At 70.6% G+C, this 19,264-nt stretch carries 16 protein-coding genes; 10 read left to right on the forward strand and 6 right to left on the reverse strand.

All coding sequences use genetic code 11. From position 1 onward, the window contains the following. Positions 1-17: 17 nt before the first annotated feature. Complete coding sequence (locus tag ABZ374_RS12560; protein WP_360309951.1) at positions 18-836, reverse strand: MBL fold metallo-hydrolase; 819 nt, start codon at positions 834-836, stop codon at positions 18-20. A gap of 114 nt (positions 837-950) precedes the next feature. On the opposite strand from ABZ374_RS12560, the gene ABZ374_RS12565 reads away from it, so the two are divergent. Continuing rightward, positions 951-1,559: an XRE family transcriptional regulator gene (locus ABZ374_RS12565; protein WP_360309953.1), complete on the forward strand. Its 609-nt coding sequence runs from the start codon at positions 951-953 to the stop codon at positions 1,557-1,559. A 53-nt stretch (positions 1,560-1,612) separates the two neighbouring features. Continuing rightward, the gene (locus ABZ374_RS12570) at positions 1,613-1,993 is read left to right on the forward strand and encodes a hypothetical protein (RefSeq protein WP_360309955.1); all 381 of its coding nucleotides are present in this window, start codon (positions 1,613-1,615) and stop codon (positions 1,991-1,993) included. 72 nt (positions 1,994-2,065) lie between these two features. Here the strand turns inward: ABZ374_RS12570 and ABZ374_RS12575 are convergent, their stop codons facing one another. Next, complete coding sequence (locus tag ABZ374_RS12575) at positions 2,066-3,037, reverse strand: helix-turn-helix domain-containing protein (RefSeq protein WP_360309957.1); 972 nt, start codon at positions 3,035-3,037, stop codon at positions 2,066-2,068. Between the two features lie 187 nt (positions 3,038-3,224). Between ABZ374_RS12575 and ABZ374_RS12580 the strand changes: the two genes are divergently transcribed. Both ABZ374_RS12580 and ABZ374_RS12585 read left to right on the forward strand, forming a co-directional pair. Continuing rightward, positions 3,225-5,177: a hypothetical protein gene (locus tag ABZ374_RS12580; RefSeq protein ID WP_360309959.1), complete on the forward strand. Its 1,953-nt coding sequence runs from the start codon at positions 3,225-3,227 to the stop codon at positions 5,175-5,177. Positions 5,178-5,278: 101 nt separating this feature from the next. Next, positions 5,279-5,788 (forward strand): NUDIX hydrolase, encoded by a 510-nt coding sequence (locus ABZ374_RS12585; RefSeq protein ID WP_360309961.1) that lies wholly within the window; start codon positions 5,279-5,281, stop codon positions 5,786-5,788. Positions 5,789-5,996: 208 nt separating this feature from the next. On the opposite strand, the gene ABZ374_RS12590 is transcribed toward ABZ374_RS12585, so the two are convergent. Continuing rightward, positions 5,997-6,530, reverse strand: coding sequence for a hypothetical protein (locus tag ABZ374_RS12590; protein ID WP_360309963.1), 534 nt, complete (start codon positions 6,528-6,530; stop codon positions 5,997-5,999). 274 nt (positions 6,531-6,804) lie between these two features. On the opposite strand from ABZ374_RS12590, the gene ABZ374_RS12595 reads away from it, so the two are divergent. Next, positions 6,805-7,674 carry a hypothetical protein gene (locus ABZ374_RS12595; RefSeq protein ID WP_360309965.1) on the forward strand — a complete coding sequence of 290 codons (870 nt, stop codon included), beginning with the start codon at positions 6,805-6,807 and terminating at the stop codon, positions 7,672-7,674. A 999-nt stretch (positions 7,675-8,673) separates the two neighbouring features. Further along, positions 8,674-10,809, forward strand: a complete 2,136-nt coding sequence (locus ABZ374_RS12600) for a PQQ-dependent sugar dehydrogenase (protein WP_360309967.1) — start codon at positions 8,674-8,676, stop codon at positions 10,807-10,809. A gap of 274 nt (positions 10,810-11,083) precedes the next feature. Here the strand turns inward: ABZ374_RS12600 and ABZ374_RS12605 are convergent, their stop codons facing one another. Next, positions 11,084-11,941, reverse strand: a complete 858-nt coding sequence (locus ABZ374_RS12605) for a serine protease (RefSeq protein ID WP_360309969.1) — start codon at positions 11,939-11,941, stop codon at positions 11,084-11,086. Between the two features lie 698 nt (positions 11,942-12,639). On the opposite strand from ABZ374_RS12605, the gene ABZ374_RS12610 reads away from it, so the two are divergent. Then, positions 12,640-13,083, forward strand: coding sequence for a hypothetical protein (locus ABZ374_RS12610; RefSeq protein ID WP_360309971.1), 444 nt, complete (start codon positions 12,640-12,642; stop codon positions 13,081-13,083). Positions 13,084-13,289: 206 nt separating this feature from the next. Here ABZ374_RS12610 and ABZ374_RS12615 read toward each other — a convergent pair whose 3' ends face one another. Then, entirely contained in the window at positions 13,290-14,012 is a 723-nt protein-coding gene (locus ABZ374_RS12615; protein ID WP_360309973.1) for a winged helix-turn-helix domain-containing protein, read from the reverse strand. Positions 14,013-14,144: 132 nt separating this feature from the next. Here ABZ374_RS12615 and ABZ374_RS12620 point away from each other — a divergent pair, with 132 nt between their 5' ends. The 3 genes from ABZ374_RS12620 (at position 14,145) to ABZ374_RS12630 (ending at position 16,412) form a co-directional block, all read left to right on the forward strand. Continuing rightward, positions 14,145-14,645 (forward strand): GNAT family N-acetyltransferase, encoded by a 501-nt coding sequence (locus ABZ374_RS12620; protein ID WP_360309975.1) that lies wholly within the window; start codon positions 14,145-14,147, stop codon positions 14,643-14,645. Between the two features lie 207 nt (positions 14,646-14,852). Next, on the forward strand, positions 14,853-15,383 hold the full coding sequence (locus ABZ374_RS12625) for an AraC family transcriptional regulator (protein WP_360309977.1): 531 nt from the start codon (positions 14,853-14,855) through the stop codon (positions 15,381-15,383). Positions 15,384-15,689: 306 nt separating this feature from the next. Next, entirely contained in the window at positions 15,690-16,412 is a 723-nt protein-coding gene (locus ABZ374_RS12630; protein ID WP_360309979.1) for an alpha/beta hydrolase, read from the forward strand. An 84-nt stretch (positions 16,413-16,496) separates the two neighbouring features. On the opposite strand, the gene ABZ374_RS12635 is transcribed toward ABZ374_RS12630, so the two are convergent. After that, positions 16,497-19,256: an AAA family ATPase gene (locus tag ABZ374_RS12635; protein WP_360309981.1), complete on the reverse strand. Its 2,760-nt coding sequence runs from the start codon at positions 19,254-19,256 to the stop codon at positions 16,497-16,499. Positions 19,257-19,264 lie beyond the last annotated feature (8 nt).

The raw sequence follows: 19,264 nt of genomic DNA on the forward strand, positions 1-19,264 counted from the left end.
GTCCCCGGCGGGCTCGATCAGCCGATCGGTGGTGCGAGGTATTCCAGCGCGTAACCGTCGCCGGAGGGGGTCACGCGGGCGATGCCGGGTGAGTCGAGGTGGGCGCCGGCCACGAAGTGGTGTGGTCGGGTCAGTTGTTCGAGGAGTGCCGCGCGCGCGGCGCGGGCCTGGGACTGGTCGCCGTCGAGTTCCCAGGACACGTTCGGCCGATCGAATTGCAGCGTGGGAACGTGGACGGTGTCGCCCCACGCGAGCAGGCGGCCGGTGTCGCTCCCGAATGCGTAGACGGTGTGACCGGGCGTGTGGCCCGGTGTCGGGATCGCGGTGGTCCAGTCGTTGATCGCGACCTTCTCCGACACGGGTACGACCCGGTCGCGGATCGGCGCGAGCCGCCCCGTGAACACCGAGGTGTCGCCCGCGCCGATCCACACGCGCTCGAGTCTGCCGAACGCCTGCGAACCGTCGGGCGCGATCAGGCCGCTCACGTGGTCCTCGTGCCTGTGGGTGATGGCCACGTCGGTGACCTCCGTGCGGTCGATGCCCGCTTCGTCGAGCGCCTCGTGGAGCAATCCCATGGTGGGGTCGTGCCAGGCGTCGGACGCGCCGGTGTCGACGAGAACCGAGCGCGTGCCGTCGGTGACGAAGAAGGCGTTGACCGACAGCCGCAGGTTGTCGCCGGCCAGCGGGACGGCGGCCGGCAACTCGTCGAGCACGCACCCGTCCTCGTCGCGGAGCCGGGTCGGCGGCATGTCGATGTACCCGTCCCGCAACGAGGTCACCCGCAGGTCGCCGAGTTCGAACGTGGCATGGAGCCGGCCACTGGAGATCAAACGCATGGAACCCCTCCGTCGTGTCGGGCGCACACCGTGCGTCTCCGATGGAAGATCAGATCTTCTATAGGAGAAACCCTACACTGTGGGCGGCGGGGTACGCATCGATCGAGGAGCACGGTGACCGAGCAGGACGAAAACGCGCCCGAGGCACACCGGGGCGACGACCCGGCCGGCGTGTTCGGCGGCAACGTGCGGCGACGTCGCGAGGAGGCGGGCCTGACGCTGGAGCAGTTGTCCACCCGGTCGTCGGTCAGTCGGGCGATGTTGTCCAAGGTCGAACGCGGCGAGAAGAGCCCGACGATCGGCGTCGCGTCCAGGATCGCCCACGCGCTCGACGCGTCGCTCTCGGACCTGATCGGCGCGCCGGCGGCTGCCGCGTCCGGTGTGGCGGTCGTCATGCACAGGAACGATCGCCCCGTCTTCCGTGACCCGGAAACCGGCTTCGAGCGGCACATCGTCTCGGCGGCCCCGGGCGCGGGACGAGCCGAGATGGTGGTCCACCACCTCCCCGCGCAGGTCTCCACCGGGCTGCTGCCCGCCTATCCGCCGGGCACGGAGAAACAACTCGTGGTGCTCGAAGGCACCCTCACCGTCGCGATCGGCGGGATCGGCGAGACCCTGAACACGGGCGACTCCCTGTTCTTCCAAGCCGACGCGGCCCACGGCTTCGCCAACCGAACGAACGCTCCCTGCGAATACATCATGGTCATCTCGCGCAGAACCTGATCGGCCGCCCGATGTCGTCGCCCACGAGGCGGGTCCGCCCGGATACTGTGGCCATGACGACGAGGAACAACAACGATGCCGTTCTCGGCGGTGCACTGCCCCTCGGGGAGCGCATCGGGCGACTCGTCGAGGTGTGGATCCGAGACGGTCGGGGCCGCGACCACCTGGTGACCGGCAAGGCGTTCTTCGCCGTCTACTCCTGGTACCTCCGACACTGGGCCGAACACGACCCGGCATGGGGGGAATTCATCGGCGTCTCCTACGACTTCATCGGCGGCGACGACGGCTGGAACACCATGCTGCGCGAGCGCGTCGGGTGCGAGACCTGCCGGGACACCTACCGCCTGGAGAACATCGGCGTGTGCACCGGATGCATGCGATACACCTGCTACGCCTGCGGCCCCCACGGATCCTGCACCGGCGAGATCGTCTGACCCGCGTCGAAAAGTCGAAACGTCGGGACCCGCAGGGGCGTTCTTCTGTGCTCCCGGCCCGTGCGGCCGGCGCTACACCCAGCCGCGCCGTACCGCCTGCACCCCGGCCTGGAACCGGTTCTCCGCCCCCAACTCGTCGAGGAGCACCCGCATTCGCCGCCGCAGGCTCCGGGTGCTGGTGCCCAACTGCCGGGCGATCGTCTCGTCCTTGAGCCCGGACAGCAGCAGGTTCAGGATCCGCCGGTCCTCGGCGTCGAGCGGGTCGCACTCCTGGGGGCCGGCGGCGGTGAGTGGGACGGCCTGTGTCCAGAGCCCTTCGAACAGGGTGACCAGGGCGTCGACCAGGGTGGTGCCGCGGATGACGACGCTGCGGGTGATGGGCGAGTCGAGGTGCAGGGGCAGCAGGGCGATCCGGCGATCGGCGACGGACATCTTCAGCGGGATGTCGGCGAGCACCCGGGCCTCTTCGCCGGCCTGCGACAGGCCGGTCACGTCGTCGAGGTTGCCGGGTGTCGCGAACGACTCGGGGGCGTAGATCGTGCGGTACCGGACCCCGCGGCCCAGAAGGGTGTGTTGGAGCGGGTTGCCGTGGGCGAGGACGTACGGCGGCCGGTCCAGGCTCATGATCTCCTCGGTGGCCTCCTGCTGGAGTCGGGCGAACCACCGGCCGAGTTCGTCGGCGCTGGTCAGCAATTCGACGCCCTCACCGGGGCGGGCGGCCTCGCCGAGCGCGCGGTAGACGGCCTCCAGTTCGGCGGCCGTCTCGGTGACCCTGCCGAGGTCGGCGTGGGCGTTGCGGACCAGGGCGGCAAGGGCGGCGGTGGGGCTGACGGCCGCCCACCGGGTGGGGCGGCCCGAGAGTCGGCTGACCAGACCGTGGCCGCGCAGCCGGGCGAGGGCCGACTGCAGCCTCTCGACACCCGAGCCGGTGCGCTCCGCCAAGTCGCGCACCGTTACCGGCGGTCCGGCCAGAACGGTGCGGTAGACCCGCTCGTCGAAGGGCGCGACCCCGACTGCGCCGAACACGAGCTCGTCCTTTTCCATGGCGAGCGAGCATGGCCGATTCCGGCGCCGGCCGCAACCGGACACCGGCCACACCTGGCCGACCGTCGGGAGGCGCGACTACAAAGAGCACACCACCGGCCCCATGGGAGACGGAATGTTCAACGCACAGCATTCACGGTCGGGTTCAGCGAAGCTGTCCCGGCGCCGACTATTCCTGATCGCTGCGGTGGCCTTCGGCACCGTGTTCGGCGCGTTCGGCGCGGTGCCCGCCGGAGCGGAACCCGTGGCCCCCGCCGACCCACCGACGTCCCTGACCACCCGAGGCAACGAGTGGCGGCAGGTCGGCCCGAACGGCAGCGGCGGCAAACTGGCGTTCACCCCCGCCCGGCCCGCACGGGCCTACGTGCTGACCCCGATCGGCAACGTCGTCTTCCGAACCGACGACCGGGGCACCACCTGGCAGCAGGGCAACGCACTGCCCGTGAACGCCACGGACGCCGGTGGCGTCGCGGCCAGCCCGGTCCGGCCCGACGTGGTGTTCGCCGCCGGCGTGGAGCGGGACCACTGGCGTGGGTACGTGCTGCGCAGCACCGACGCCGGCAGGACGTTCAGCCAAGTGCTGGACACCCCGGACCGGGTCAGCGGAGTCGTGTTCGACCCGACGGGCGCGCGGCTGTACGCCACGGCCGGCGACGGTGTGCGCATCTCCACCGATCACGGCAACACCTGGCGGCTGCTGCCCGGTGCCCCCACCGACGCCCGGAACCCGAAGTTCACCGGGTCCGACCTTTACTTCACCTCCGGCGCCGATGTCTGGGTGCTCCGCCAGGGCGCGCGGACCCCGGTGAAGCTGCCCCGCCCCGGCTCGACCGGCGCACGTGTCGATCAGTTCACCGGCACGGGTGGCACCCTGGTCGCCAGGGGTGACCTGCAGGTCGCGCAGGTCTCCACCGACCGGGGTGCGCACTGGCGGGCGCTGCGCGGGCCGTGGGGCACCGACGTGGTGGTCCTGGCCGCGATCGTGGACGGTTCGGGCCGGCTGCACATCCAGGTCAACCGGTCCACCGGTGAGATGGAGCAATGGGGCAGCCGCGACAACGGCCGCACCTGGCGCGCCGAGGCGGGCCTGGACCGCATCGACCTGTACGAGGCCACCGGCACCTTCCCCGGACGGCCCGGCACGGACGTGATCTCGGCCGGCGCGGGCATCTACACCACCGACGACCACCAGTCCTTCCGCCGGATCGGGGTGCCCGGCTCCGAAGTGTTGTCCCTGACCGTCACCCGGGGCGCGTCGGGCCCGGCGATCGTCGCCGGCACCATGACCGGCAGCTACCAGTCGTCCGCGCCACTGAAGCGGCAACTGCCGCTCGGGTACCAGGAATGGGGTTTCTCCGACACCGCGCCGCACACCTTCGGCAACCGGGTCGACGGCCTGGCCACCGACCCGTCGAACCCTTCGACGGTGTACCGGGTACGCAATACCTGCAACGACGAGCAGCCCTGCTTCTACCTGGAGAAGTCGACCGACGCGGGTCGCCGGTGGACCACCCTCCAGACAGCCGTGCCGGGCAAGGCACTCGCCATCTCGGTCAGCCCCGCTGACCCGAAGCGGCTGTACGTCGCCACCCACTCGCCGTCGGCCGTGTACACCAGCAACGACGGCGGTGAGTCCCTGGTCCAGAACGGGCACGACGACCTGAACGGCTTCACCAGCGTCGCCGTCGACCGGGTCGACCCCGACAGCGCCTGGCTCGGCGGCCCGGACGGGCTGTTCCGGACCACCGACGGCGGCGTCACCCTGCACAAGGTCCTCGACGGCTGGGTGAGCGCGATCGCGCTGAACCCGCGCACCCCGGGCCACGCGGTCATCGCCGCCAGGGACGCGATCTACGTGACCACCGACGACGGCAAGCACCTGACGAAGGTGGCCGGCGACCTGACCGGCTACCTGGGCTCGTTGACGTTCACCCCGGACGGCTCGACGGTGTTCGCGGGCTCGCACTACTACCACACGCCGGCGCTCGGGGTGCTGCGCAGCACCGACGGCGGCCGGACCTGGGGCTCGATCACCAGGAACCTGCCGGAGCCGTCGGTGTCGTCGCTGACCGTGTCGGCCGACGGCCGGTGGCTGTTCGCGGGGACGACGTACGGAAGCGTGCACCGACTCGCGGTGTGACCACGCACCAGGCGCGCCGCCCCTGTCCGACCACCCGGACAGGGGCGGCGTCGTGGCCGGGCGACCACGACCCGACGCGGCCACGCACTAGCCTCGCGCCCATGGCCCACCACCTTCCCCCCGCCGAGTACTACGCCACGCTGCCCCGCCACATCGGCAGCGCCGGAGCGATCCTCCACGACGCCCACGGCCGCATCCTGCTGGTCGAACCGGCCTACGGCGACGGCCGCTGGGAGATCCCCGGCGGCGCCATGGACGAGGGCGAATACCCCTGGGACACCGCACGCCGCGAAATCACGGAGGAACTCGGCCTCGACGTCACCCCCGGCCGACTCCTGGCCGTCGACTGGGTACCGCCCCAACCCGACGGCCGCCCCGCTCTGGCGAACCACCTCTTCGACGGCGGCCTCGTCACCGAAGCCCACGCCCGCGCCCACATCCGCCTCGCCGCCGGCGAACTCACCGCCTGGCACCTCGCCACCCCCGACCAATGGGACACCCGGATGGCCCCCCACATGGCCCGCCGCCTCCACGCCTGCGCCCAAGCCCTCGCCGAGGGCACCACCGCCTACCTCCACCACGGCAACGCCCCCACCCCCGACCACCGTTGATCCGCAACGCCTCCGGGGCGGCGCACTCGATCCCCGGAAGGACACGGTCGCGCACCCCCACCATTCCCAGCGCCCACACCCGGGGAGGGACACCTCGTTGCAGACTGCGACGGCGTGGTCGGCCGGGAGTCGACGGGCGGCGGCGACCGCCAGGGTGTCACACGGGGAACAGACCGCAGAGCACGGCTTCTTCGGTTCCGTGCCCGCGCTACGACCGTGTCAGACCGCAGTTCCCGCCCACCCACTGCAGCACCGACTGGTAGGCCGAGGCGAAGCCACTGATGTCGTCCATCGTGCCGTGGTCGGCCCGTTGGTGCAGTTGTCGGTCGACGTTGTCGACGCTGCTCCCGATCGCGGCGGGCGCCTCCTTGTTCATGCGGTCCCACACCTCCAGGGTCTGCGCGTCGGGTAGGCCGTTGTGGAGCTTGTCGTCGGTCGCCATGGTCTTGACCGCGTCGGCGCAGAACGCCGTGTTGTCGCCCGAGCCGCCTCCGGCCGACGTGGAAGCGGCAGGCTGCCGTTCCGTCGGAACACCCGAACCGGCGTCGGAGCCACCGCTGTTCGCGCCGCCCGACGTGCCCGCGGCGGTCGCCCCGGGGACCGCGGCGCCCGGTCGCGACGTGGTCGTCGCGGCGTCCGCGGTCCTGTGGCCCGACGACGACCCACCGCACCCGGTCAGCGCTGCGGCCACCAGCACACCGCTCGCCACCACGATCACCCTGGACATCCGATCGGTCGACACGGACCCACCCCCTGGTCTCGTTCGTGAACTCCCGCTCCATCGGCGGAAATCACGTTAAGGGCGCGTGTTCCGAGCACAGTCACATTTGGGGGAATCATGGGAGAACTCGGAAGGTCCCACTGCGGAAGGAACGAAGACGGCGTGCCCGTCGACGTCGAACGGGCGCTCACCGAACGCGCCTTCGAAGCGGACTTCGTTGTCGGGTCCCCGGAGTGTCACCGGCTGGCGGTACCTTGCATCGACCCATGCGACGCGATTTCAAGGAGCGCTCATCGTGACTTCCGAGACGACCTCGATGCCCGACCCCGGCGGGTGGGATGCCGCGCTGACCGGTGCCTTCGAGATACTGCTCGGTGGCCGGCCCGCCGTCGATCCCGCTGCCGGATACGGGGTGTACTACGCCTCGGACTCTCTCGACGAGTTCCTCTTCCCGAATTCCTGGGCCACCCCCGGTGCGCTGGTGGATCGGGAGTCGAGGCGGTTGCCGGATCCGGACGGGGAGTACCCTTTCTCGCCGTGGGCATGGCGGTTCGACCTGAGCGGGTCGCTGTTCCGCTTCGACGCCGACCTTCTGGCCGGAACGGGACCGTGGGGTGCGGGTGGGCACAAGGGACCTCGGCCGTTCGACGATGCCTTCGTCGCCGATTTGCGGACCGTTTCGTCGATCGATGAAGCCGGTGAAGTCCTGGTCCATGGCGCGGAGTTGGGGATCCTCCTGGGCCGCCACGGGGTCGACCTGACCGACATGGAATGCAAGAAGCTCAACGGTTGGCTCTCCGTGCTGCTGCGCGTCGCCACCGATGGCACTGCGACCGACGCGATGCGGGCCGCCACGTTCACCGAGCGCGGCCCCGCGCACTTGGTGTCGATCCGCGACATGAGTGCCGTTCGCACCGCGGCCGAGCCCTGGGAAGCGAGCCTGAGCGCGGTTGCGCATCCCGCGCTCCGCGATCACCTCCGCATGCTCTGCCTCAGCGAGGAGGACGCGCGCAGCGAGGGCGGCTTCTACTGCGGTACCGACCACTGGCCGTGGGCCGATGTCCTGGAAGCGGTCGGTTGCTCCCTGGTCGCAGGCTGGGGGTTCGGCGAGTCCCAGGCCGGTGTGGCCGTCGTGCGACTGCCCGATGAATCGCGAGCGGGCTGACGAAGCTCACCGGGATTGCTCCGGCCGGGTTCGGTGTCGCGGACTTTTCGAACATCGCACGCCCGGGCTCGCGTTGCCCACGCCCGCCCATGAACGCCACGCTCTCGGCGGACCACGACAACGGACGCCGCTACCAATGGCAGGTCCCCACCGGCCTGACTCCCACCACCTGACCTCCTCGACGTCTCCCGCCACGTGTTCGCTCCGGCGTTCCACCGCCGCGAGCACGGTGACGGCTTCGCCCCGTGGCGCGCCGACGACGCGGACGAGGACTGCGACGGAGGAGCGTCGTGGGGGGCGGTGAGCGGGGCCGTGCTCACGGCCCCGGCGGCATGCCGTCGATGGCGAACGGCGGCATGCGGCGGCATCGCGACGGCGGCGTGCTTGGGCGTTGTTCGGCCTCGGCGTGAGGAGCGTCGCCGAGGGCGCGTCGGGCCGAACCGGAGTCGATCACCCTCGGCGAGTGCCGCATCCTCGATCTCCTCGGCAGGAACGGGGCGCCGGGCAGGGGATCGAGGATGCCGCCGAGCCGGGGACCGACGCGGAGCCGCCATCCGGAACGAAATCGTCCACACGCTCCATGGGGCTGAGCAGACCCCGGGGCTCGCTCTGCCGTCTCGTGCTCGTTATTCACCGTCCTTTTGGGCACGCCGGGGTTCGGCGGCCGGTCGGGCGGGATCGGCGGCGGGATCGGCCTGTCCGAATGCTCCCCCATCCTGCTCGATGGGCTCGAATGATCACCCGTGTCGATTACTTCACGGTGGTTGGCACCGATCGGGTGGCGCGTGACCCGTTGACAGGTGCACAGCCGGGGCCTAGCGTGCTCCATCACCAGTTAGGAAAGTTTCCTAACTATCGAGGTCCAGCGCCAACTTCCCCCGCGTGAACGACCGTTGCCGGATATCGCTTGCCGCGAAGACCCTTGCAGCGGACCCGCCCGGGCAGCACCACGAGCCGCTGAGCCGCCCCGCGCTCAGCCCCTCTTCGCTGGAGGACACCGTGAGATGTATCAAATCCCGGTCGTCCAGGGCGTTCGGCGCCCTGGTAGCCGCGGCCACCACCGCATCGCTCTGCCTGGCCCTGCCCGCTGCGCACTCGGCCCCCCTCCTTCGCGCCGCCACGTACGAGGCCGAGGCCGCCCAAGTCGTCAAGGGCAAGGTGGAGTCCAACCACGCCGGCCACACCGGCACCGGCTTCGTGAACTTCGACGCGGTCGCCGGCGCGTACGTCGAGTTCACCGTCGAGGCGGGGCAACCGGGAGCCACGAAGCTCGACTTCCGATACGCCAACGGCACCTCCGTCGACCGGCCGCTGCACATCGCGGTCAACGGCACCCAGACCGCCGGCGACCTCTCCTTCCCCGGCACCGGCGCCTGGACGACCTGGAAGACGGCCTCCGTCACGACGGCACTGGCTGCGGGCACCAACAAGATCCGCGCCACCACCTCGGGTGCGGACGGCCCCAACCTCGACAGCCTGACCGTCACCCCGCAGGGCCCGGCCGACACCGAGAAGCCGACGGCCCCGAAGAACCTGCGCAAGGACCAGGAGCCGACCACCACCTCCGTGTCCCTCGCGTGGGACGCGTCCACCGACAACGTGAAGGTCACCGGGTACGACGTCTACCAGCACGGCCAACTCATGAAGCAGGTCGACGGCTCCACACAGGCCACCACGGTGACCGGCCTGACGCCCGAGACCAACTACGACTGGACCGTTTTCGCGCGCGACGCCGTCCCGAACGTCTCCGACGCCAGCAACGCGGTCACCATCGCCACGCTGCCCGCACCGCCCGACAGTGAGGCGCCGAGTGCCCCGCAGGGGCTGCACGCCACCGCCACGACCGCGACGAGCGTCGACCTGGCATGGACGCCGTCCACCGACAACGTGAAGGTCACGGGGTATGACATCTACCGTGACGGCGCCGCCGCGGGCACCTCGGAAACCGCGTCCACGACCGTCGCGGGCCTGAAGGCCGACACGGCGTACAGGTTCAAGGCGCGGGCCTTCGACGCCAAGGGCAACCGGTCGGCGTTCGGCCCGGAGATCAGCGTCACCACCGCCGGTTCCCAGGCGGGCGGCACGCCCGACCCGGGCACCGTGAAGACCCTGGCCGACGGTGTGGACGTCGCCTGGGGCGTGGCGTTCCTGCCGGACGGCTCCGGGATCTACACCGAGCGGAACACCTTCGACGTCTACCGGCTGACCAAGTCCGGCCAGAAGACGAAGCTCGGCAAGGTGCCCAACTCCCAGACCACCGGCGGCGAGGGCGGCCTGATGGGCGTGGAGGTTTCCCCGAACTTCGCCACCGACCACTACGTGTACTTCCTGCACACCTCGTCCGACGGCAACCGCATCGCCCGGATGAAGCTGGAGAACAACGCGCTCAGCGGCTACAAGGTGCTGCTCGCCGGCATGGCCAAGAGCCGGTACCACAACGGCGGGCGGCTTCGCTTCGGACCCGACGGCAAGCTGTACGCCGGCATGGGCGATGCCCAGAACGACTCCCGGGCGCAGGACAAGAACTCCCTCAACGGCAAGATCCTGCGCATCAACCCGGACGGCTCGATCCCGTCGGACAACCCGTTCGGCAACGCCGTCTGGTCCATCGGGCACCGCAACCCGCAGGGCCTGGACTTCGACTCCAAGGGACGCCTCTGGCAGGCGGAGTTCGGCGACAACATCATGGACGAGGTCAACCTGATCCAGAAGGGCGGCAACTACGGTTGGCCCAACTGTCAGGGCACCGAGGGGAGTTGCTCCGGCTACATCGCGCCGAAGAAGACCTGGCCGGTGTCGTCCGCCTCGCCGAGCGGCCTGACCATCATCAACGACCACGTGTTCGTGGCCACCACTCGGGGTGAGCGGATCTACCGGCTGCGCATCGACTCCGCCTCCAACCTGGTCGAGCAGAAGTCGTACTTCGAGGGGACGTACGACCGGCTGCGCACCGTGGAGGTCGACCGCGACGGGGACATCTGGCTCACCACGTCCACCGACAAGGACGGCACGGCGGGCAACGACCGGATCCTGCTGATCGACATCGTCTACTCGAACGGACGCCGTCCGGGGCCGGGCGAGTTCGTACCGACCGGCGCCACTTTCGCCGACAACGCCGGTATTCCGGACAAGTAGACCTGCGCCGGGGCCGTTCCGCGGCCGGGGACACCTCACCGCCGCCGGCGTGGGGCGCGGACGACACCGGTGCCAAGTGCCACCGACTCGCGTCGTGATGTCGTGGACGGTCGAAGATCCCTGCGCTGTGCCGTGGAAACGCGGCATGGCGCAGGTGGTGGGTGGCGGTGGATGGCGTGCGGGACTTCCCGCGCCGGGCGCGGTGCGGGCCGGAAATGGCACCGCGCCCGCGCCCGGCGCGGATCGCCCGTAGAGGGCGTCAGGGCGAGTCGGCTCAGTTGCGGCTGTGGATCGTCTTGTGGATCCAGCTCTTGTACGCGGTGTCGTTCGTGTACAGGCCCGGGCCCGTCGCGCAGCCGGGCTTGCCGTCGCCGTCGCCCGAGGTGGTGCCGATCAGCTCCCACCGGCCGCCGCGGTTCTTTTGGATCTGCGGGCCGCCGGAGTCGCCGAAGCAGGCCATGGCCTTGGGCTTCAGGCTGATCGTGCACAGGCGGGTGGCGTCGGTGCGGCCGTTGCACTCGGCGCTGGTGCCCAGGCGGGTGTCCAGTTCCTGGAGCCGGTTCGGGAAGATCGCGTCCTCCAGCCGGTCCGGGTCGACGATGGTGCCCCAGCCCAGGAGCCGAGTCGGCGTGCCCACCGGCCCGGCCTGCTTGGCGAGCTTGATCGGCTTCTCCTTGACCGCCCGGTCCAGGCGGATCAACGCGAGGTCGTTCACGTTGTAGCCGCCCTCGTCGGCGGGCTGCGAGTAGCCGGGGTGCATCACGATCTTGTCGATGCCGCGAACGGTGCCACCCTGCGCGCGGTTCTCGCTGCCGATCCGCACCGTTCCGTTCAGTTGGATCGGCAGATCAGGGTCGACACAGTGCGCCGCGGTGAGCACCCACTGTCGATCGATCAGGGTGGCCCCGCACCCGGCGTCCACGCCCCCCGCCTTCATCGGAAGGTAGGCCATGAACGGGTAACTCTCGCTTGAGTCCTGCCCGTTGACGATTGCCCCGGCGCTGCCGGCGAACGCCGTGGTGCCGAGCACGAGTGCCGCGCCCGTGGCCGCGATCGCCTTGGCGACCAGGCCGCGCCGGCGGCGCGGGGTGGGGCCGGTGTCGGCGTTGGGACGCGAGGTGGATGCACGCATGTAGTGACCTTTCGTGGAGGGAGGATCGGCCGCACGAGGGTGCGGCGGCCGTACCCGGGCCGAACGTCTCCCGCGTTCGGGCCCGTGCAGTTCATCCTCGGCGCGCCGGGCCGTCGGAAACAGTCGCCTCGATGTCATCCTCGGTCAGATTCCGGACATGCCGATACTCGCGATGCTCGCGCTCGACGGCGTCTCCGGACATCGGCTCACCGCCCCCGGACCGGTCCCGGAGCAGCGTTTCCGCCGCCTTTCGGTCCGCGTCGGCGCCTGCGGCCGGTGGCCCGACCGTGACGCGATGCGCGCCGTCGCGGAAGGGGGACCGGTCGGCATCGAAGCGGACCCGAAGCACGGGGATCACATGTGGGGAAGGTCGCCGGGGCGTGGAGCGACGACATCGAGGTAACCCTGGCCACCGCCCAACGGTCGTTGTGCCGTTGAAGCCGGAGTTCTTCGTCAACGGCCGGTTCCATCTCTGTTCCTCGCCCGTCCCGTCGAGTTGTCGCCGATCTGTCGTTTGCGACAGATCGGTGTGAGAGTGCCCCGGCGAGGTCCTGGGAACAGGGCGTGCCCGAAAGGCGGTTGCGTTGCCATTCGGCCGACCGACGACGATTCGCGGTCATTTCCCTGCCGGCATCTCGCCCGGATTCGATCGCACCTGGTGTCATGGGCGCGCCATTGCCGACTCACCGGAGGTACGCATGTCACGCAGGAGATCGTCCGGGCTTCCCACCCTGCCCGCCCTGGTCCTCTCGCTGCTCCTCTCCCTGCTCCTCACGCCCGCAGTGGGCCCGTTCGCCGCTTCCGCGTCCGCCACCGAACACGAGTTCCTGAACGACTACGGGCTCCTGCCGCAGTCTCCGCAGCCGAAGTGCGCCGATCGCCGCCTCCACCTGGACGCGGGCACCTACGCCTGGACCCTGGATACGCCGGGCGGCAGCATCGGGCGGGACGCCGTGGAACTGGAGAGCGGCTGGTACCGGTGGACCGTCTGTGTCTGGCGTCGCGTCGGCACGTTCAATCAGACCGTCGAACTCCGCCCCGAGAACCCCGGGGCGCTGCTCACGATGGAGTACCCGTTCGCCGTCGACAGCGCCCTTGCGTACACGTGGGGCAGCATGCTCTATTGCTGGAAGCCCGCCTGAGCCGTCGGCTCGATCCACGGCTCCTCCGCCCGAGCCGACCCGCGCGCCCCAGCCGCAGCGGACCGACTCCCGCAAGGAGTGGGCCACTTCGTCGGCCGCGACCCGAGACTCGGGTCGCGGCCGACTCGCCTGTCGGGGTTGCGTTTGCGGGCGGACGCGCTGCCCGGGGTCCGGCTGCGTCTGCGTTGTCGACGACGGCCGCAGGATCAGAGGTCCGCCGGCGGCAGGCCGAGGTGGTCGTGCCATGCCCGACGGCCGGCGGGCGTCACGACGAGGGCGCGGGTGGTGCCGACGCGCGTCATCCATCCGGCGGCGAGTGCGTGGGCGCACAGGGCGGTACCCACTGCGCCGGCCAGGTGGGGACGGCGCTCGGTCCAGTCCAGGCATGCGCGCACCGGCGGTCGGCGTGAGCCGCCGGGCACGGTGATACCGACCTCGGTCAGCCAGAGGGTGCCCTTGCCGGTCAGGCCCGGCTCGGTCCCCCACTCCAGCAGTCCGCGCTCGACCATGGCGTCGGTGATCGCCAGCGCGACGGTTCCGGCCAGATGGTCGTAGCACAGCCGCGCACGGGCCAGCGCCTGCTGTCGGCCGGAGGCCGACAACGAACGCGGTCGGGCGCTGCTCTGCGGGGCCAGCGCGGCAAGGCTCTCGATCAGTTCGACCACCCTGCGGTCGGCCACCCGTACGTAGCGGTGGCGTCCGTGCCGCTCCTCGACGAGGAGTCCGCCACCGACGAGCAGGTTCAGGTGAGACGTCGTGGTGGACGGTGCGACTCCGGCGTAGCGCGCGAGTTCGTTCGCCGTCCACGCCCGGCCGTCGAGCAGTGCCAGGCAGAAGGCGGCCCTGGTCCCGTCGGCCAGCAGCCTGGCCACGCCGGCCAGGTCCACCCCTACGTCCCGACCTGCACGCCGAATGTCCACGTCGGTCATTGTCGCCGACGTCCCTTCGACGTTCGTCGAAGCGTCCACGTCCTAGCGTCGGCACGTGCGCGGGGCTTGCCGGCCCCGCACCCGAATCCGCTCGCGAGGCCGTGCCGCCTCCACCCACGTACCGGAGCAACCGTGACCACATCCGACACGAACGTCACCGCGTCACCACATCCCGAACCCCGGACGGAGCTCGTGGTCACCGACGCCCCCACCCCGGCGGACATCACGGTGATCTCCGACGCGCTGGACCGCTTCAACATCGAGCACACGGGAATCGCCGACCGCAAGGCGCTCGCCGTCCTGGTCCGTGATCCCGAGACGCACCGGGTGGTCGGCGGGCTCACCGGGCGCACTTCGCTCGGGCTGTTCTTCGTCGACCTCTTTCACCTGCCGCCTCGGCTGCGAGGCAGCGGGCTGGGAAGCGAGATCCTGCGGCGGGCCGAGGACGAGGCCCACGCCCGCGGCTGCCGCACGGCCGTGCTCTACACCATCACCTTCCAGGCCCCCGGCTTCTACCGGAAACAGGGGTGGAAGCTCCTGGGAGAGGTCCCCTGCGATCCGCCGGGCGCCGGCCGCGTCTTCATGACCAAGGAACTCACCGCACCGACCGGCCGACCGGTTCGGCCCCGGTAGGGTCGCCGTGCTCGTTGCACCATCACGCCGCCGGCGTGGGCGCTGCGTTGCGGGGGCCATTATTGTCTGCCTCCATCGCCTGGAGCCTGGTGGTCGGTGCTCATGAAAGCCACTGTCCGGCCCACACCAACCTCCGGGCCACCGGCAAACTGACAGCCGATGCCGGAAAACCGCCAACTTTCTCCAGGATCCGCAGAGCCGCGGGACATGGCCAGTGGCGCCGGATGGCTGCCGCACGGCTACCGCCTCGGCCCCCACACCCACGACCAGGGCCAGCTCGTCTACGCTGCCGCCGGGACACCGGCCACCACGACGGAGCGCGGAACCTGGGTGGCCCCGGCCAACCGTGTGACGTGGACGCCACCCGGCTTCGCCCACGGACACCGCTTCTACGGCCGCAGCGACGCACGCCTGCTGACGATCCCGCTCGAACTGTGCGGCCAACTCGCGGGACACCCCAGCGTTTTCGCCGACCTCCTGCATTCCGACCCCGCCCGGCCGGCAACCCCGACCGAACTGGGACGCGCCGCCGGAGCCAGTGAGCGCACCCTCAGCCGCCTCTTCCACACCGAACCGGGCATGAGCTTCCACCGGTGGCGCACGCTCCTGCGCATCCAACACGCCCTGGCCCACCTCACCAACGGCATGTCGGTCACCGAGTGGGACCGGCTCATGATCGGTGGGCCGCAGCCGATCGGCATCCGCGCGAGGTGGCTCGGCAGCGGCATGAATGTGTGATCACTACTTCGAGTCAGGGGGCCACCGCACACTTCCGCCGCCAATCAGCGGTCTGTCGATGCCTTCGGGACCGGTGAGACCACCCCTGGCCATGCGTCCGGCAGGGGAGACCGTCGTGCCGATCCCGAAGGTCGGGGTGAAGTTCGTCCACGCCCACCACACGCAGAAGACCGCGCGGAAAGGAACGATTTCCGACTCGGGTGTTCGAAATTCGTGCACGGGAGATTTCGCGGGATCTGTCACACCGGCACGGGCTGCGCGGTCCTATCTGGCAAAGAACGCCCTGAACACCGGAAAGGACCACTCGTGAGCATCACCGACCGGCCGGTCGTCGTCCTTGTCCACGGAGCCTTCGCCGAGTCGGCGAGTTGGAACCGTGTCATCCGGTTGCTGGAGGGCCGCGGGGTGCACGCGGTCGCGGTGGCGAATCCGCTGCGCGGACTCGCGGACGACGCGGCGTACGTACGCGATGTCGTCGACGGCCTCGCTCGCCCGGTCGTCCTGGTCGGCCATTCCTACGCCGGTCTGGTGGTCACCCAGGCCGCGGCCGGCCTGCCGGCGGTTCAATCCCTGGTCTACGTGGCCGCGTTCGCCCCGGAGACGGACGAGTCCGCCTTGCAGTTGTCCGGCAGGTTCCCGGGCAGCACCCTGGCCGACGCGTTGGCCGGGTATCCGGTGGCCTCCGGCGGCATCGAGTTCCGGATCGCCGAGGACCGGTTCCACCACCAGTTCTGCGCCGACCTGTACGCCGACGAGGCCGCCCTGATGGCGGCGACCCAGCGCCCGGTCACCGAGCGGGCGCTGACCGACGGACTGACCGGCGAACCGGCGTGGCGGACCATCCCCTCATGGTTCGTCTTCGGCGGGACGGACCTCAACATCCCGGTGGAGACGCTGCGGTTCATGGCCGAACGCGCCTCCTCGCGCGGAACCCGCGAGGTCACCGACGCCTCGCACGCGATCGCGGCAAGCCGGCCCGATGCGGTGGCCGCCACGATTCTCGACGCCGTCGAGGGAAAGCAAGGCTGAGCGTCGGATCGGGAGGTGCCGGGTGGGAGATCTCCGCCCGGCACCATCGACGCCGGCCCGGGCAGGGGTGCCCGTTCGTCGGCGTCAGGTGCCGGCCAGCGCATCGCGGAGCTTGTTCCGCGAGGTGATGCCGAGCTTGATGAACACCTTGTGCAGGTGCCACTCGGCCGTACGCGGGCTGATGAACAATTCGGCGCCTATCTCGGAGTTCGTCCTGCCCTCCGCGGCGAGCCGGGCGATCTGGACTTCCTGTGTGGTGAGTGACCCCTGTACGTCGACGGTGCGCTGCCGGACCGACTCGCCGGTGGCGGCAAGTTCTCGGCGGGCGCGCTCGGCGAAGGCGCGCGCACCGAAGCCGTTCAGCATCTCGTAGGCGGTGCGCAGGTGCTCGCGCGCGTCGGCACGCCGGTTCTCGCGGCGCAGCCACTCGCCATACACCAGGTGGGTGCGCGCGAGGTGGACGGCGATTCGGCTGTGCTCCAGGCGCTCCACGGCTTCGCGGTAGAGAAGGTCGGCGGCCTTGCCCTCGCTGAGCAGCGCTTGTGACCGGGCCAGCACTCCCAGGCCCCAGTCCGTGCTCTGCGCGCCGACCCGTTCCTCGAGTCGGCGCAGGGCCGACGCGGCCGACTCGGGGGCGTCGCTGCGCACGCCCGCTTCGACCTGTTCGACGAGGGTGAATCCGGCGACCGCCAAATCCTCGTGCTCACCGGCCCGTTCGGCACTCCCTCGGGCGTCCCGGTACCGGCCGAGGCCGTTGTACAGCACCGCCAGCAGGTAATGTCCCAGCCCGATCGCGCGCCCCTCACCCCAGGCGGTCGCGTCCTGAGCGGTGCTCAGGATCACGTCCGCCGCCTGGACGTCCTCACCGCGCCAGGCCATGAGGAGAAGCGAGGCGTACGCCAGCGGCGAGTTGCCGGTTGCCTCGGTGATGTTGTCGGACTCGTTGATCAAGGTGGAGGCGAGGTCGAACTCTCCGGCGTGCACGTGCACGGCGGCGCGGTAGGCGAGTGCCAGGGGAAGGAAATTGAGCGCGCCGGTTTCCCGGGCCGCCTGTACCGCGTGTGTGCTCAGAACATGCCACGTCTCGTCGTCCCACATGTCGCCGGCGACCGGCCACGCCAGCCAGAGCCAGCGCATGACGTCGTCCTCATTGCGTGCGGCGGCCTTTCGGAACGCTCCCAGCGCGGGCTTCAACAGCGTCGCGCCTTGCGCGCACCCTTCGGTGAACCATGTCGCCAGGCCGTCGAGGAGGGCGTCCGCCGGCCTGCCGGGCTGCGGTGCGCGCGGTGCCCTGCGGGCAGCTTCGGCAACCTCCCGCGCTCCGACGGGTCCGTTGAGGCGACCGCCGAAGACCGCCGCTCCGATCGCTTCGAGATAGGCCTCGCGCGCCTGGGCGCTGTCCCCGTGTTCCAGTCGCCCGGCTGCGTCGAGCATCAGCGGAAGAGCCTCACCACCGCGCCGGCGGGCGAAGACGATCTGAGCGCGCAGCCGGGCCAGTCGTGCGCGTTCGAGCTCACTCACGGGGCTCGTTTCCGCGGCCGCGACGAGTTCGAGTGCCGCGTCGGGGGCGCCGGCGTCGAAGGTGGCTCGCGCGGCGGTCGCAGCCCTGGTCCCGTACCGGATCGGGTCGGGCGTCAGTTCGGTCGCGCGCCTGAGGAAGGCGGCCGCCGCCGCGACGCCGCCGCGGGCCTTGGCCTGGTCCGCGGAGCGCTCCAGTTCCTCGGCCAGAGCCTCGTCGGGCGCAACCGCCGCGTGTGCCCGGTGCCAGGCCCGGCGGTCGGAGTCGAAATCGGAATCGGTCGCTTCGGCCAACGCACGGTGCACGTCGCGGCGCACCGCGGGATCGGCCCCGTGGTAGGCGGCGGAGCGCACCAGCGGATGACGGAACCGCACTCGCGGACCGATCTCGATCAGTCCCGACGCCTCCACCGCCTTCGCGACCTCCGCCGCGATGTCGAGCCGCTCGGCCACCCTTCGCAACAACGACACGTCCCCGACCGGCTCTGCGGCGGCCGCCAGCAGCAGGCGCTGTGCCGAGTCGGACAGGCACCCGATCTGGCGAAGGAAACTCTCCTCGATCCGGCTCGCCAACGGTCGCGCGTCCGGACGCCCGAAGCCGGCCAGCTCCGCCGGAGTCAACCCCCGGGTCAGTTCCAGCAGAGCCAGCGGGTTGCCGCGGGTTTCCGCGACGACGCGGTCCCGGATGCGCTCGTCCAGCCGTCCGGGGATCACCGAGTCCAGGAGCGCACGCGCGTCGTCGTCGCGCAACCCGCCGATCGTCAGCTCCCGCAGCCCCGTCAGCGGATCGCCGCCTGCGGCAGGCACCGTCGTGCGCGCCGAGAACACCAGGGCGACCCGCTCCGCGAGGAGCCTGCGTGCGACGAACGCCATCGTCTGTGCGGAGGCTTGGTCCAGCCACTGGGTGTCGTCCACGACACAGACGACCGGCTGTTCCTCCGCCACGTCGGCCAACAGACCGAGGACCGCCAGCCCGACCATGAAACGGTCCGGGGCACTGCCCGCCCGGAGGCCGAAGGCCACGGCCAAGGCATCCCGCTGCGGATCGGGAAGACGGTCGATCCGCCCCATTATCGGCATGCACAGCTGGTGCAGTCCGGCGAACGCCAGCTCCATCTCGGACTCGACCCCGACCACACGCAGGACACGGCATCCGGCCGCGTTCCCCACCATGTGCTCCACCAACGCGGACTTGCCGACCCCCGCCTCACCGCGCAGCACCAGCACACGGCTGTCACCTGCCCTGGCGTCGGCAACCACCTGGTCCAGAGCCCGGCATTCGCTGCGCCGGCCACGCAGCCAACGCAGAGGAGTGCCGTTCGACATGGGAACCA

The organism is Embleya sp. NPDC005971, assembly GCF_040629175.1.
Classification (GTDB): Bacteria; Actinomycetota; Actinomycetes; order Streptomycetales; family Streptomycetaceae; genus Embleya.